Origin of the sequence: Deinococcus pimensis DSM 21231 (genome assembly GCF_000519345.1) — a bacterium.
Taxonomy (GTDB): Bacteria; Deinococcota; Deinococci; order Deinococcales; family Deinococcaceae; genus Deinococcus_A; species Deinococcus_A pimensis.
Genome location: NZ_KI912625.1, coordinates 97,773 through 111,630 on the forward strand (window position 1 = coordinate 97,773; position 13,858 = coordinate 111,630).

A 13,858-nucleotide genomic window follows, 5' to 3' on the forward strand; every position below is an offset into this window, starting at 1 on the left:
GGCGGGTTCCGTCTCGGCGGGCGCGGACGCCTCGCCGGAGCCCTCACCCACGAGCGCCTTGATGGCCTCCACCGTCTCCTCGTCCAGCGTGGACGAGGAGGACTTGTACTGCACGCCCAGACCGTCGAGCATCTCCAGAAGCTGGGCCGTTTCGAGCCCGAGCTCCTTGGCCAGGGCGTAAATTCTTACCTTAGACATTCGTACCTCCGATGGCACGCCGCGAACGCGGATCGTTCGAAATGTGGGTCGCCTCCCCGGCGGGCAGCGCGAGCGTGAGCCGCTCGCTCACCTCAGGCGCCGACGCGCCGAGCGCGCGGCGAAGTCGTTTCTCCGCCCAGCACGCGGGCGAATCCGAGCAGACGTACGCTCCCCGGCCCGAACGCGGGCCCTGCACGAGCGCCCAGCCCTGCGGCGTTCGCGTGACACGCGTCAGCTCCGCCTGGGGCCGCTTGCGGCGGCAGGCGATGCAGGTGCGTTCGGGAACATGGTGCTTCGTCATGCGCTCTCGATTCTGGGAAGGCGTGGACGCGCGCGTCCTCCACTGCTGTTCTAGCGGATCAGGACGCGCCCAATCCTGACCGTTCAATCATTCAGCTCGGTGTCACCCTCGGGCGTGGCGCTCGCGACGGTCTTGCTGTCCTTGAACAGCGCGTCGAACGCGGCGCGCGCGCCCGTGGTCGTCTCGCGCGGCTCGTCCTCGTCCTGCATCGCCTGAGCGAGGGCCGCGTCGAGGTCCTGGATCGCCTGCGTCTCCTTCAGGTCGATCTTGAAGCCCGTCAGCTTCGCCGCCAGACGCACGTTCTGACCGCCCTTGCCGATCGCGAGGCTCAGCTGATCACCCGTCACGGTCACCGTGGCCTCCTTGCGGTCCGCGTTCACCTCGATCAGGCCGACCTTCGCCGGGGAAAGCGCGTTGCGGATGAACTCCCGCGGCGTCGGATCCCACAGGATCACGTCCACGCGCTCGCGGCCCAGCTCGCCCGTCACGGCCTGGATGCGGTTGCCGCGGTGACCGATGCACGCGCCGATCGGGTCGACGTTGCTGTTGCGGCTCCACACCGCCACCTTGCTGCGCTGACCCGCCTCGCGCGCGATCGCCTTGACCTCCACGATGCCCTCCGCGACCTCCGGGATCTCCTGCCGCAGCAGGTACTCCAGCAGCCGCTCGTCCGCGCGGCTCGCGAGGATCGTCGGGCCCTTCGGGGTCTTGCGGACCTCCTTGAGGTAGATCTTCACGCGGTTGCCGTTCAGGAGGCGCTCGCCCGGGATCTGCTCGCGCGGCGGCATGATCGCCTCGCCCGCGCCGAGCTCCACGAAGATGTTGCCCTTGTTGTCCATGCGCACCACCGTCGCGGTGAGCACCTGGCCTTCCTTGTCCTTGTACTCGTTGAAGACGACGTTGCGTTCCGTCTCGCGCATCTTCTGCGTCAGGGTCTGCTTCGCCGCCTGCAGCGCGATGCGCGTGAACTTCTCGCGCTCCACCGGGAACTCCATCTCCATGCCGAGCTCCACGCCCGGATCGAGTTCGAGGGCGTCCGCGAGCGAGATCTGGACGTTCTCGTCCTCGACCTTCTCCACGACCTCCTTGATGACCAGCACCTCCAGCTCGCCCGACTTCGGGTCGAGGTGGACCTCCACGCGCTTGTCCGGCTCCACGTTGCGGGTGTAGGCCTGCGCGAGCGACTGCTCGAACGCCTCGATGAGCTGCATCTCGTTGATGTTGCGGGCCTGCGCGACCTCACGCAGGGCGTCCACGAAATTGAATTCTGCCGACATGGGACCTGATTCCTCCTTGAGTTGTAGCGGCGCCGCCCGAAAGCGGCCTTGAATTGTCCGGGTCCCGGCGGGACCACGTTCGAGGGGCGTCGGACGCCCGACTCGTCGAGAGGGGGGACTTCAGCTCGCTCGACTCAACGGTAACCCGGCGTACAGCGCGCGGAGAGTGAGCGGCGAGACGTTGGGAAGTGGCCGTCGAGCTCTTGGCTGCGTACGGACCGGAGCGGTCCTCATGCCTCGTGCGTCGACGTGTCTCTCCACTCAGCGGTGCGACGACGGAAACTCCGCAAGGTTCGCCTGAAAATCCCCGACGCGCAGCGTCACCGGGCCTTCGGGCACGTCGAAGGTGACCTCGTCGCCGTCCACCCGCGCGATGGGCGCCGTGAAGCTGTGCCCGCCGCCGCGCACCTTCGCCTTGAGGCCCAGCATGCGCTCGAAGTGGCGGGCCCGCAGCAGGGGACGCTTCGCGCCGGGCGACTCCAGCTCCAGTCGGTACTCGCCCGCGATGGGATCGAGCCGATCGAGGTCCACGCCGAGCGCCTCGCTCGCACGGGAAAGGTCGTCGACGGTGACGGGCTGCTCGTCGAGACGGTCGATGCGGACCAGCAGCGTGGGCCGCTTGCCGGGGTTCTGAAGATGGACTTCGAGCACCTCGAACCCGAGCGGTTCGAGGGCGTCCATCGCGATCTGTTCCAGGTTGTTCTTCATGTGTTGTCTCCGCAGGTCACGCCGCCAACGCGACGTCGACACGGCTCGGCCTCCAGCCTCCAGGGCTCCCCTCACGAAAGAAGGGTGGGCACCTGCCCACCCCTCGCGAAGAGGAATTGCTCATTCAGTATACCCCAAAGACGCCCGCCGCGTCCCGGACGGGCTTCGAGACGCGGCGGGGAGGGCAGTGGCGGGGACGGCCCGGTGCTCCTGCCTGGATCGTCGACGTGTCTCTACGACTTCACGGCGTGCGCCTCGATCACGATCGCCCCGTCGTTCAGGCGCGCGATCTCCGCGTGCCCTTCCTCGATGCGGCGCATCACCGTCATGGAGTTGTCCTCCGGCGCGCGCGCCATGGCGTCCGCGAGGCGAATCTGCGGCGAGGCGATGGGCCGCGCCCACACGATCGCGTCGGCCTTCCCGCCCGCACCCGCGTGCACGAGGCCGCGGAGCGCGCCCATCACGATGACGTCGCCGCCCGCCACGACCTCCGCGCCCGGATTCACGTCCCCGAGAATCACGACGCTGCCCTTGTACTCCCCGTGGAAGCCCGCGCGCAGGCTGTGCGGCACGATCACCGTCCGGGCGTCCGCGCCGACCTGCACCACCTGACGGCTGCCGCGCACCCGCAGCACCTCGCCGCCCGCCGCGCGCACCACGTTCATCGCCGCCTCCAGCGCCGCCGCCTCCACCTCGCCCTCGAATTCGACCGTGACGGTCTGCCGCAGCAGCTCCCGTTTGGCGAGGAGCGCCTCCTCGACGCTGAGCGCCGAATCCTCAGGCTCGACCAGCAGGTTGAGCCCGCCCAGAGTGCCGCGCAGTTTCATCAAGCTCACTCTAGCAGGACACCCCGCTCACCACGAATGAGAGCGCGAAGCGGTCCGGGCGTCCGGGCCAGGGTCGGTGGCGCGTCCCTGGACGTGGTGATGAGTCTCCGCCGCCCCACCGTCGCACGCTCGGGAGCGGTCCCTCGCTCCTGCCTGGACCGTTCACGCGTCTCTCCACGTGTGAGCGGAGCGGTCCGGGCGTCCGGGCCAGGGTCGGTGGCGCGTCCCTGGACGTGGTGATACGATACCCGCATGATCAACCGGGAGGACCTTCTTGGTGCAGCTTGAATCCGGCGCGGTCGTCGAGGGACGCGTAACGCGCGTGACCGACTTCGGCGCCTTCGTCCAGTTTGAAAACGGCGAGACCGGCCTCGTGCACATCTCGCAGATCGCGCACAGCTTCGTCCGCTCTGTCCGCGATCACCTCGACGAGGGACAGACCGTCGAGGTCAAGGTTCTGGGGCGTGACGACAAGGGCCGCCTCGACCTCTCCATCAAGGAGCTCCTCGACGAGCCCGAGGAGCTGCCCCGCCCGCGCGCCATCGGGCGTCAGTCTCCCCAGTTCGAGGCGAAGCTCCGCTCGTTCATGCGTGACGCGAAGGAACGCACGGGCGGCGGCGACAAGAAGGGCGGCGCCAAGAAGGGCGGACGCAAGTAGGCCGACAGCGATCGACTGTCAGCGCTCAGGAGGGCACCCGCACGCGGGTGCCCTCCTTCTCGAAGCCGGAACGGAAGGGAGGGCGCCCGCGCGTGGACGCCCTCCCTCACCGACGGCGGATCACCGACCGCCGACCGCTACTCCTGCGACGTGATGAACGGCAGGTTCCGGTCGAACTGCGCGCGGTCGAGACCGTAGCCGTACACGAACGCGTCCGGGATGGTGAAGCCCAGGTAGTCCACGGGCACCTCCACCTTGCGGCGCGACGGCTTGGACAGCAGCGCCGCCACCTTCAGCGACGCGGGACCGCGTCCCTGCAGGTAGTGCAGCAGGTACTGCATGGTGATCCCGGTGTCCACGATGTCCTCCACGAGGATCACGTGACGGTTCGAGAGGGGCAGGCTGAGGTCCTTCACGAGGCGCACCTCGCCGCTGGACTGCTTCGCGCTGCCGTAGCTGCTGACGGCCATGAAGTCCACCGTGAGGGGCATCCGCAGCGCCCGCACGAGATCCGAGTGGAACAGGAACGCCCCGTTGAGGACGCAGATGAGGTGAGGCTCCTTGCCTTCGTAGTCGCGGGCGATCTGCGCGCCGAGCTCCTCGATGCGAGCCTGGATCTCCTGCGTGGAGATCTGAACGGGACCGTTGGAGGGGGTGAAGGTCATTGGAAGATGTTACATCAGCTATCCTTTCCCCATGAAGTTCGACTCCGTGCCGGGCGTGCTCGGCGGCATCGTCCGGGAACGCTGGAACGACTACGAGGGCCGGGAGTACGCGCCGGGCCCGCCCCGTCAGCGCGAGCTGCGCTTCAAGCGCGCGGTGCGTGGCGGCGCGCTCGCCCTCATCGCGGAGGTGAAGCGCGCCAGTCCCAGCCGCGGCGCGATCGCCCCGCTCGACCCGGTGGAGGCCGCGCGGGCGTACGAGCGGGGCGGCGCGGCGGCCGTGTCCGTCCTGACGGAGCCGCGGCATTTCGGCGGCTCGCCCGAGGCCCTGCGGGACGTGAGCCGCGCGGTGGACATTCCCGCGCTGCGCAAGGACTTCGTCGTGCATCCCGCGATGCTCGCGGAGGCCGCCGAGTGGGGCGCGTCCTGCGCCCTGCTGATGGTGTCCGTGCTGGGCGAACGCACCCACGAGTTCCTGGAGGTGGCGCACCACCACGGCCTCGACGCGCTCGTGGAGGTCCACGACGAGCGCGAGCTCGACCTCGCGATGGCGGCGGGCGCGGAGATCCTCGGGGTGAACAACCGCGACCTGACCACCCTGAACATCGACCTCGCGAACGCGCCGCGCCTCATCCGCCGCGCCCTCGACCGGGGCTTCCAGGGCGCGCTCGTCGCGGAGAGCGGTTACGAACGGCCCGAGCAGCTGCGCGACCTGCAGGGCCTCGCGGACGCCGTGCTCGTCGGGAGCGCCCTCGCGTCCTCCGGGGACCTGGAGCGCGCCGCGCGGGACCTGATGAACGTCACCGTGTGATGTGCGCGCGCCGCCTCACGCTTCCCGCGCGTAGACTTCCCGTGTGAGCGCGTACCGGGACACGCGGCCCCCGTGGCGGGTGGCGCTGGGCAACGTCATCTTCGAGAGCGACACGCGGGCGGGCCGCGCCTTCGACCTGCTGCTGATCGTGCTGATCCTGCTGAGCGTGCTCTCGGTGATGCTCGAAAGCGTCGAGTGGATCCGCGCGTCCTACGGGGGGCGGCTACGTGACATCGAGGGCGCCTTCACGCTGCTCTTCACGGTGGAGTACTTCCTGCGGCTCGTGTCGGCGCGGCGCTGGTGGCGCTACGCGCTGAGCCCGCTCGGATTCGTCGACCTCGTCGCGATCCTGCCCGCGTACCTCGTGCTGTTCCTGCCGGGCGCGCAGTACCTCCTCGTGATCCGCGCGCTGCGCCTGCTGCGGATCTTCCGGATTCTCAAGCTCACGCGCTACCTCAGCGAGGCGAACCTGCTCACGAGCGCGCTGCGCGCGAGCAGCGCGAAGATCGTGGTGTTCCTCGCGACGGTCCTGACGCTCGTCACGATCATCGGCGCGGCGATGTACGTCATCGAGGGGCCGAGGAACGGCTACACCAGCATCCCCACGAGCATCTACTGGGCGATCGTGACCCTGACGACCGTCGGGTACGGCGACATCGCGCCGAAGACGGGGCTCGGCAAGGCCCTGGCGTCGCTCGCGATGATCCTGGGGTACGGCATCATCGCCGTGCCGACCGGGATCGTCACGGCGGGCATCGCGCGGGAGCAGGCGCGGCGCGACGCGGGGCGCGTCTGCCCGAACTGCGGTCTGAGCGGGCACGACGGGGACGCGCTGCACTGCCGCAGGTGCGGGGCGCGGCTGCCGGACCCGGTGGGGGGCGCGGCGCAGGGCGTGGGGGAGTAGGAACGGAAGAGGCCGGAGCCTGAGTGCTCCGGCCTCACGCCCTCCCGACCTCTACGCCGACGCCGTGTTCCGCTCCCGGCGCGTGCGGACGTTCCGCAGCACGCGCCGCGCGAGCGCCACGACCACCCCGACGATCGCCGCGCCGAGCGCCCAGGTGAGGAAGTCGCTCGTGCCGGGCAGCTTCACGCTCTCGTCCAGGGAGGGCCCGATGCGGCGCGCGAGCAGGATCGGCAGGACGAACACCGCCACGGACAGGATCAGCGCGACGAGCGTGCCGGTGTGCTTCACGAGGAGGAGCGCCACGAGGCCCGCCGCGACGAGCGGGAACACCACGGACCACTCCGGCGTGGTGGGCAGCGCGAGCGTGGACAGCGCGGGCACCACGGGGTGCCCGTCCTTGCCGAGCAGCAGGGGCAGCGCGCCCACCAGGACGCCCGTGTAGCCGAACCAGTTGCCGCTCTCGTCGAGCAGCAGGGTCAGCAGCACCCACGCCCCGAGCTTCAGCGGCCAGTCGAGCGGGGAGAGGAGCGCCAGCACGAGCGCCGCGAGCAGGCCGAGGCCCACCAGCCACGCCGCGAGCGAATGACGGCCCTCGGGACTCAACCGGCCACCTTCTGCTTGCGCGTCCCCTTCTTCGCGGGCGCCGCGAGCACCGCCGCGCCCTCCAGGCGGGCGCGCAGGTCCGGGATCTTCGCGAGGTACGCGCCCGTGTGGCTCGTCGGGTGACGCGCCACGTCCTCGGGCGTGCCGATCGTGACGATCTCGCCGCCGCGGATGCCGCCCTCGGGACCGAGGTCGATGACCCAGTCGGCGCTCTTGATCACGTCGAGGTTGTGCTCGATGATCACGAGGGTATTGCCGGCCTCCACGAGCCGTTCGAGCACGCCCATCAGCTTGCGCACGTCCTCGAAGTGCAGGCCCGTGGTGGGCTCGTCGAGGATGTAGATCGTCTTGCCCGTCGCGCGCTTGCTGAGCTCCGACGCGAGCTTGATGCGCTGCGCCTCGCCGCCGGACAGGGTGGTGCTGGGCTGCCCGATCTTCATGTAGCCCAGGCCGACGTCCACGAGCAGCTGCATCTTCTTCTCGATGGTGGGGATGTTCTCGAAGAAGGCGCGGGCGTCCTCGACGGTCATGTCGAGCACCTCCGCGATGCTCTTGCCGTTGTACTTCACCTCCAGCGTCTCGCGGTTGTAGCGCGCGCCCTTGCAGACCTCGCAGGGGACGTACAGGTCCGGGAGGAAGTTCATCTCGATCTTCACGACGCCGTCGCCCTTGCAGGCCTCGCAGCGGCCGCCCTTCACGTTGAAGGAGAAGCGGCCCGCCTGATAGCCGCGTCGGCGCGCCTCCGTGGTGCGGGTGAAGAGATCGCGGATGTCGGTGAAGACGCCCGTGTACGTGGCGGGGTTGCTGCGCGGCGTGCGCCCGATGGGGCTCTGGTCGATCTCGATGACCTTGTCGAGGTGCTCGACGCCGTCGAGACCGTCGAACTTGCCGGGGCTGGTCTTGGCGCGGTTGAGGTCGCGCGCGAGCGTCGCGTGCAGGATGTCGTGGATGAGGGTGGACTTGCCGGACCCCGACGGGCCCGTCACGACCGTCATGGTGGCGAGCGGGATCTCCACGCTGACGTCGCGGAGGTTGTGCTCCCGCGCGCCGCGGATGCGCAGCTTGCGGCCGTTGCCGCGCCGACGCGTCTCCGGGAGGGCGATCTTGAGGTCGCCGCGCAGGTAGCGCCCCGTGAGGCTCTCCTCGCTGCGGGCGAGCTCCTCGGGTGTGCCGGTCGCGATGACGTCGCCGCCGTGCACGCCCGCGCCGGGCCCCATGTCCACGATGTAGTCGGACTCCATCATGGTCTCCTCGTCGTGCTCCACCACGAGGAGGGTGTTGCCGAGATCGCGCAGGTGCTTCAGCGTCTGGATGAGGCGCCCGTTGTCCTTGGGGTGCAGCCCGATGGAGGGTTCGTCGAGGACGTACAGGACGCCCGTGAGGCCGCTGCCGACCTGCGTGGCGAGGCGGATGCGCTGCGCCTCGCCGCCCGACAGGGTGTTCGCGGCGCGGTCGAGCGAGAGGTAGTCGAGGCCGACGTCCACGAGGAACTTCAGGCGCGTGCGGATCGCGCGCAGGATCGGCGCGGCGACGGTGCTGCCGAAGCCGCCGAGCTCCAGGTCGAGGGTGCGGGCGGGCGCGACCTTCTGCGTGCCGCCCGTGCCGGTCTCCAGGAACTTCGCGATGGCGCCCTCCGTGACGGACCCGTCCGCGAGGCGCTCGAAGAACGCGTCGGCCTCCAGGACGCTCATGTTGCTCGACTGGGCGATGTTGAGCCCGCCGACGCGCACCGCGAGGATCTCGGGCTTGTAGCGGGTGCTGCCGCAGGTCGGGCAGGGCGCCTGCTCCATCATCTCCTCGAGCTTCTCGCGCATGTAGTCCGACTCGGTCTCGGCGTAGCGGCGCTCCAGGTTCGCGATGACGCCCTCGTACTCCGTCATGAAGCGCATCGTCTCCTTGCCGCCGCGGCGGTAGACGACCTCGAAGGGCTTGTCGAGGCCGCGCAGGACGGCGTGACGGACCTCCTCGGGCAGTTCGCGCCAGGGGGTCTTGAGGTCGAAGCCGAGGTGCTCGGAGAGGGCGCGCAGCTTGTCCCAGTAGTACACGCCGCCGCCCGTGCCCTTCTTGCTCCACGGGACGATCGCGCCCTCCGCGATGGAGAGGGCCTCGTCGATGATGCTGTCCGCGCTGAACTCCAGCTTGCTGCCGAGGCCCGCGCAGTCCGGGCAGGCCCCGTACGGCGAGTTGAACGAGAACGAGCGGGGTTCGAGTTCCTCCAGGACGCTGCCGTGCTCGGGGCAGGCGAACTTCTCGGAGTAGAGCTCCTCGTGGTTCGTGTCGGTGAGCAGCACGCGCAGCAGGCCCTCGCCGCGCCGCAGGCCGAGCTCCACGCTCTCCGCGATGCGGCCCCGGTCGGTCTCGCGCAGCACGAGGCGGTCCACGACGACGTCGATGTCGTGCTTCTCGAACTTCTCCAGCTTGAGCTTCTCGGCCTCGTCGATGTCGTAGATGGTGCCGTCCACGCGGGCGCGCGCGAAGCCTTCGCGCTTGAGGTCCCCGAGGAGCTTGCGGTACTCGCCCTTGCGTCCGCGCACGACGGGCGCGAGCAGGATGGCCTTCGCGTCCACGAACTGCGTGAGGAGCTTGTCCGTGATCTCGCTGGGCGACTGCCGCTCGATCTTGCGTCCGCAGATCGGGCAGTACGGCGAGCCGACCCGCGCGTACAGCAGGCGCAGGTAGTCGTGAATCTCCGTTACGGTGCCGACCGTGGAGCGCGGGTTGTGGCTGGTCGTCTTCTGGTCGATGGAGATGGCGGGCGACAGCCCCTCGATGGCGTCCACGTCGGGCTTCTCCATCAGGCCGAGGAACTGCCGGGCGTAGGCGCTGAGGCTCTCGACGTAGCGGCGCTGCCCCTCGGCGTAGATGGTGTCGAAGGCGAGGGTGGACTTGCCCGAGCCGGACACGCCCGTGATGACCACGAACTTGTTCCGGGGCAGTTCCACGGTGACGTTCTTGAGGTTATGTTCCCGCGCCCCGCGCACGATGATGTTGTTCAAGCTCGCTTCTCCCTTAACTGAAATCACTTACGCCGGTGGCAGAACCAACCAGTGTTCTTCTGGGTCAACAGTGCATTCTAGCACCAGCGAACAGACCGCCACGACTCCGGACACAGTCCGCCCGGGGCCGCCCGGTGACCGGGCAACGTGAGCATGCGCCCAATGTGGTGTTAAGTTTCACACCCGACTTCTGGGAGGCCACCTACAGTGGGCGAGTACCCACCCTTCACCCGACCCGACGGCGCGCCGTCCCGGAGAGCTCATGAGCGACCACACCCCAGTCCGCTCCAGACCCCCTCACCCCGTCCGTTCCATCGGTTCCGCCGACGCCACCGGGACCGCCCGTCCCACCACGGACGGCCCACCCGGACTCGTCGGACGGGAGGAGGACCTCGCCGAGCTCGATCGTCTGCTCGCGCCGGACGGGCAGGGCCTCGTGACGCTCCTCGGCCCCGGCGGAGTGGGCAAGACCACCGTCGCGCGCGCCGCCGCCGAACGGGCGCGGGAGCGCGGCGACCACGTCGAGTTCGTGGAGCTCTCCGGCGTCTCGGACGCGGCGCTCCTCCCGTACCTGCTCGGCACGGTCGAACGGGCCGCCCGCGAGGTGCCCCGCGCGCTCGTCGTGCTCGACAACCTCGAACACCTCCTGCCGGGCGCGGTCCCCTTCCTGCGCGACCTCCTCGCCAACGACCGTGTCACCGTCCTCGTCACGAGCCGCCTCTCCACGCGCCTTCCCGCCGAGTACCTCCACGAACTCGCGCCGCTCGCGCTGCCGCGCGGCGCCCGCGCCGCGGACGTCCTCGCCTCTCCCGCGGTGCGGCTCCTGCTCGACCGGACCGAACGCCGCGCCCCCGGACGGGTCGCCGCGCTCACCGCCACGCCGGCCGCCCTGCGCCGCACCGCCGAGCTGTGCGCGCGGCTCGACGGGCTCCCGCTCGCGCTCGAACTCGCCGCCGCCTGCCTGCGCACGCTCGACGTCGCCGCGCTCTCCCGTCGCCTCGACGAGCAGCGCGGCCTGCCCGGCACGGGCCTCGTGGACCTCCCGGAACGGCAGCGCAGCCTGCACGCCACCGCCCGCTGGTCCTACGATCTGCTCACCGACGAGGAACGCGTCTGGTTCCGCCACCTCGGGGTGTTCCGCGGCCACTTCACCCTTGACGACGCTCACGACCTCGGAGAGCGGCTGCGCCTCCCCACGGGCGCCGAGGGCGCGCTCGAGGCGCTCGTGGACGCCAGCCTCGTCGCGTTCGACCCGACCCGCGAGGGCTCGGAGTACCTGCTGCTCGACACCCTGCGCGACTTCGCCGAGCGTGAGCTCGCCACGCTCGACGAGCAGCGCTACGCCCACGAGGCGCTCGACGAGCTCCTCACCAGCGGCGCCGATCATCACGCCGCGCGCTTCACTCGCGCGCAGAAACCCGCCATGGCCTTCTTCCGCCGCCGCGAGGACGACATCCGCGACCTGCTGCGGCGCGGCATCCTCAACGGCGCGGACGCGCGGCGCGGCGCGGAACTCCTCGCGCGGATCGCGCTGTTCTGGGTGTACGTGCGGCGCGGCGCGGACCACCTGCGCTGGTTCGAGGCGTACGAGCCCGTCATGCACGACCTCGCGCCCACGCTCCGCGCGAAGCTCGCGTTCGAGTGGGGCCGGATGGCGCAGATGGGCCTGGAACTCGACACCGCCGAGGAGCGCCTGCAGGAGGCGCTCGACGTCGTCCCCGAGGACGCCGTGAGGTTGCGCATGAACATCCACGTCTGCCGCGGCGTCGTCGCCGTCTTCCGCGAGGACCACGACCTCGCGGAGCGTCACCACGAGGAGTCCCTGCGGCTCGCCGGACTCCTCGACGAGCCGCCCACGGTGGTGCGGCAGCGCGCGAACCTCTGCGTCACCCGCATGGCCGCCGGACGGTTCGACCGCGCCCGCGACGAGCTCTACGCTCTCGTGGACGACTTCCGCGGCATCGGCGACGTCGCCAACCTCGGCACGGTCAGCGAGCACGCCTCACGCGTCGCGATGCGCCTCGGCGAGCTCGACGAGGCGGCGCGCTTCCTCGGCGTGGCGCGCGAGGTGACCGCGCAGATCACACCGGACGCCGTGAACGAGGCCCTCGAACTCCTGACCGCCGAGTTCCGGCTGCGGCGCGGCGAGACGGGGGCGGTCGGCGCGGCGCTGAGCGAGTTCCTGTGGGGGGAGAACGAGCGTGTGAGCGTCGGCTGGGCCAGCGCGCTCCTCTCCGTCGTCGCCGCCCGCGAGGGCCGCTTCCACGACGCCGCGCGCCTGCGAGGGCACGCGGAGGCCGTCACGAGGGGACGCAACCGCAACGAGTTCCGTCACGCCGACGATCTGCTCGACGAGGCGTGGCGACCCGTGGTGGACGCGCTCGGCGAGGAGGAGGCGCTCGCCGGGCGTGAGCGCGGCGCGGCGCTCGCGTGGCGGGACCTCGTGCCGCCCCCGAACCGGGACAATCCCGCAATCCACCCGGAGGTCGCCGCTCTAGACTGAGCGCATGACGTCCCGCCGCAGAACCGTCACCGCCTGGGTCGGTCACGTCCCCGTCGGGGGCGACCATCCCGTGGTCGTGCAGTCCATGACCAACACCGACACCGCCGACGCGGAGGGCACCGCCCTCCAGGTGGCGCAGCTCGCCCGCGCCGGCTCCGAGGTGGTGCGCGTCACCGTGAACAACCGCGCCGCCGCCGCCGCCATCCCCGAGATCGCCCTGCGCCTGCGTGACGTCGGCGTGGACGTGCCCCTCGTCGGGGACTTCCACTACAACGGCCACATCCTGCTGCGCGAGTTCCCCGAGACGGCCGCGCTGCTCGCGAAGTACCGCATCAACCCCGGCAACGTCGGCGCGGGCGCCCACCACGACCGCAACTTCGCCACCATGATCGAGGTGGCGATCGAGCACGGCAAGCCCGTGCGCATCGGCGTGAACTGGGGCAGCCTCGACCAGGCCGTCCTCGCGCGCATGATGGACGAGAACGCCCGCAGCGCCAGCCCGCGCGGCGGCACGGACGTCATGATCGACGCGATGATCGTCTCCGCGCTCGAAAGCGCCGAGTACGCCGAGTCGCTCGGCCTGCCGCACGACCGGATCCTCATCAGCGCGAAGGTCAGCAGCGCGCCCGAGCTGTGGCAGGTGTACCGCAAGCTCGCCGCGCGCTGCGACTACCCGCTGCACCTCGGCCTCACCGAGGCGGGCATGGGCATGAAGGGCATCGTCGCGTCGAGCGCGGCGCTCGCGCCCCTGCTGCTCGAAGGCATCGGCGACACCATCCGCGTGAGCCTCACGCCCGAACCCGGCGCGCCCCGCAAGCTGGAGGTGGAGGTCGCGCAGCAGATCCTGCAGAGCATGGGCCTGAGGCAGTTCCTCCCGCAGGTCACGGCCTGCCCCGGCTGCGGACGCACCACCAGCACCGTCTTCCAGGAGCTCGCGCAGAAGATCCAGGGCTACATCCGCGACCAGATGCCCGAGTGGAAGGGCCGCTACCCGGGCGTGGAGGCCATGCAGGTCGCCGTGATGGGCTGCGTCGTGAACGGTCCCGGCGAGAGCAAGCACGCCAACATCGGCATCAGCCTGCCCGGCACGGGCGAGGAGCCCCGCGCGCCCGTCTACCAGGACGGCAAGCTCCTCACGACCCTGAAGGGGCCGCGCATCGCGGAGGACTTCCAGGAACTCCTGGAGGCGTACGTGGAGCGCACGTACGGGCAGCGCGCCGTGGAGGGCGCCTGATGCCCGCGTGGGGTGTGGGGCCCTTCGAGAACGACGACGCGCTCGGCTTCGCCCGTGAGCTCGCCGCCGACGGTCCCGTCGCGGTGGAGGAGGCCCTCGACGTCGTCCTCGACCACGAGGGCGAGTACGTCGAGGCGCCCGAGGGCGCGCGCGGCCTCGCGGCGGCGGCGGTGGTC

General features: G+C 70.4%; 14 protein-coding genes. 6 read left to right on the forward strand and 8 right to left on the reverse strand.

What is annotated here, in order from left to right:
• The 5 genes from DEIPI_RS38795 to DEIPI_RS0103070 all read right to left on the reverse strand — a co-directional run.
• On the reverse strand, positions 1-198 hold a 198-nt coding region (locus tag DEIPI_RS38795; protein ID WP_027480804.1), incomplete at its 3' end, for a translation initiation factor IF-2 N-terminal domain-containing protein.
• The gene (locus tag DEIPI_RS28105; RefSeq protein ID WP_045233540.1) at positions 191-499 is read right to left on the reverse strand and encodes a YlxR family protein; all 309 of its coding nucleotides are present in this window, start codon (positions 497-499) and stop codon (positions 191-193) included. The genes DEIPI_RS28105 and DEIPI_RS38795, both read right to left, overlap by 8 nt.
• Before the next feature lie 83 nt (positions 500-582).
• Positions 583-1,776 carry a transcription termination factor NusA gene (nusA, locus tag DEIPI_RS0103060; RefSeq protein WP_027480805.1) on the reverse strand — a complete coding sequence of 398 codons (1,194 nt, stop codon included), beginning with the start codon at positions 1,774-1,776 and terminating at the stop codon, positions 583-585.
• 261 nt (positions 1,777-2,037) lie between these two features.
• Complete coding sequence (gene rimP / locus DEIPI_RS0103065) at positions 2,038-2,484, reverse strand: ribosome maturation factor RimP (RefSeq protein WP_027480806.1); 447 nt, start codon at positions 2,482-2,484, stop codon at positions 2,038-2,040.
• A 233-nt stretch (positions 2,485-2,717) separates the two neighbouring features.
• On the reverse strand, positions 2,718-3,311 hold the full coding sequence (locus DEIPI_RS0103070; protein ID WP_027480807.1) for a septum site-determining protein MinC: 594 nt from the start codon (positions 3,309-3,311) through the stop codon (positions 2,718-2,720).
• A 274-nt stretch (positions 3,312-3,585) separates the two neighbouring features.
• Between DEIPI_RS0103070 and DEIPI_RS0103075 the strand changes: the two genes are divergently transcribed.
• Positions 3,586-3,969 (forward strand): S1 RNA-binding domain-containing protein, encoded by a 384-nt coding sequence (locus DEIPI_RS0103075; RefSeq protein ID WP_027480808.1) that lies wholly within the window; start codon positions 3,586-3,588, stop codon positions 3,967-3,969.
• Between the two features lie 137 nt (positions 3,970-4,106).
• On the opposite strand, the gene hpt is transcribed toward DEIPI_RS0103075, so the two are convergent.
• On the reverse strand, positions 4,107-4,634 hold the full coding sequence (gene hpt / locus DEIPI_RS0103080; RefSeq protein WP_027480809.1) for a hypoxanthine phosphoribosyltransferase: 528 nt from the start codon (positions 4,632-4,634) through the stop codon (positions 4,107-4,109).
• A gap of 31 nt (positions 4,635-4,665) precedes the next feature.
• Between hpt and trpC the strand changes: the two genes are divergently transcribed.
• Together trpC and DEIPI_RS0103090 are read left to right on the forward strand one after the other, a co-directional pair.
• A complete protein-coding gene (trpC, locus tag DEIPI_RS0103085; protein ID WP_027480810.1) occupies positions 4,666-5,442 on the forward strand; it encodes an indole-3-glycerol phosphate synthase TrpC in 777 nt (258 codons plus the stop codon).
• Positions 5,443-5,485: 43 nt separating this feature from the next.
• Positions 5,486-6,346, forward strand: coding sequence for an ion transporter (locus tag DEIPI_RS0103090; protein WP_027480811.1), 861 nt, complete (start codon positions 5,486-5,488; stop codon positions 6,344-6,346).
• A gap of 51 nt (positions 6,347-6,397) precedes the next feature.
• On the opposite strand, the gene DEIPI_RS28110 is transcribed toward DEIPI_RS0103090, so the two are convergent.
• Together DEIPI_RS28110 and uvrA are read right to left on the reverse strand one after the other, a co-directional pair.
• Positions 6,398-6,949, reverse strand: coding sequence for a hypothetical protein (locus tag DEIPI_RS28110; RefSeq protein ID WP_052351597.1), 552 nt, complete (start codon positions 6,947-6,949; stop codon positions 6,398-6,400).
• The gene (gene uvrA, locus DEIPI_RS0103100) at positions 6,946-9,945 is read right to left on the reverse strand and encodes an excinuclease ABC subunit UvrA (RefSeq protein WP_027480812.1); all 3,000 of its coding nucleotides are present in this window, start codon (positions 9,943-9,945) and stop codon (positions 6,946-6,948) included. Before uvrA ends, DEIPI_RS28110 begins: the two co-directional genes overlap by 4 nt.
• A gap of 262 nt (positions 9,946-10,207) precedes the next feature.
• Between uvrA and DEIPI_RS0103105 the strand changes: the two genes are divergently transcribed.
• The 3 genes from DEIPI_RS0103105 to DEIPI_RS42175 form a co-directional block, all read left to right on the forward strand.
• On the forward strand, positions 10,208-12,448 hold the full coding sequence (locus DEIPI_RS0103105) for an ATP-binding protein (RefSeq protein ID WP_027480813.1): 2,241 nt from the start codon (positions 10,208-10,210) through the stop codon (positions 12,446-12,448).
• Positions 12,449-12,452: 4 nt separating this feature from the next.
• Positions 12,453-13,682 carry a flavodoxin-dependent (E)-4-hydroxy-3-methylbut-2-enyl-diphosphate synthase gene (ispG, locus tag DEIPI_RS0103110; RefSeq protein ID WP_027480814.1) on the forward strand — a complete coding sequence of 410 codons (1,230 nt, stop codon included), beginning with the start codon at positions 12,453-12,455 and terminating at the stop codon, positions 13,680-13,682.
• Positions 13,682-13,858, forward strand: a 177-nt coding sequence (locus DEIPI_RS42175; protein ID WP_157463438.1) for a DUF4259 domain-containing protein, incomplete at its 3' end; no start/stop codon positions are given. The genes ispG and DEIPI_RS42175, both read left to right, overlap by 1 nt.

Bases quoted from the DNA above. Each gene is read 5' to 3' on its own strand.
- DEIPI_RS28105 (WP_045233540.1), bottom strand. From the start codon at position 499: ATGACGAAGCACCATGTTCCCGAACGCACCTGCATCGCCTGCCGCCGC.
- nusA (WP_027480805.1), bottom strand. From the start codon at position 1,776: ATGTCGGCAGAATTCAATTTCGTGGACGCCCTGCGTGAGGTCGCGCAG.
- rimP (WP_027480806.1), bottom strand. From the start codon at position 2,484: ATGAAGAACAACCTGGAACAGATCGCGATGGACGCCCTCGAACCGCTC.
- DEIPI_RS0103070 (WP_027480807.1), bottom strand. From the start codon at position 3,311: ATGAAACTGCGCGGCACTCTGGGCGGGCTCAACCTGCTGGTCGAGCCT.
- hpt (WP_027480809.1), bottom strand. From the start codon at position 4,634: ATGACCTTCACCCCCTCCAACGGTCCCGTTCAGATCTCCACGCAGGAG.
- trpC (WP_027480810.1), top strand. From the start codon at position 4,666: ATGAAGTTCGACTCCGTGCCGGGCGTGCTCGGCGGCATCGTCCGGGAA.
- DEIPI_RS0103105 (WP_027480813.1), top strand. From the start codon at position 10,208: ATGAGCGACCACACCCCAGTCCGCTCCAGACCCCCTCACCCCGTCCGT.
- ispG (WP_027480814.1), top strand. From the start codon at position 12,453: ATGACGTCCCGCCGCAGAACCGTCACCGCCTGGGTCGGTCACGTCCCC.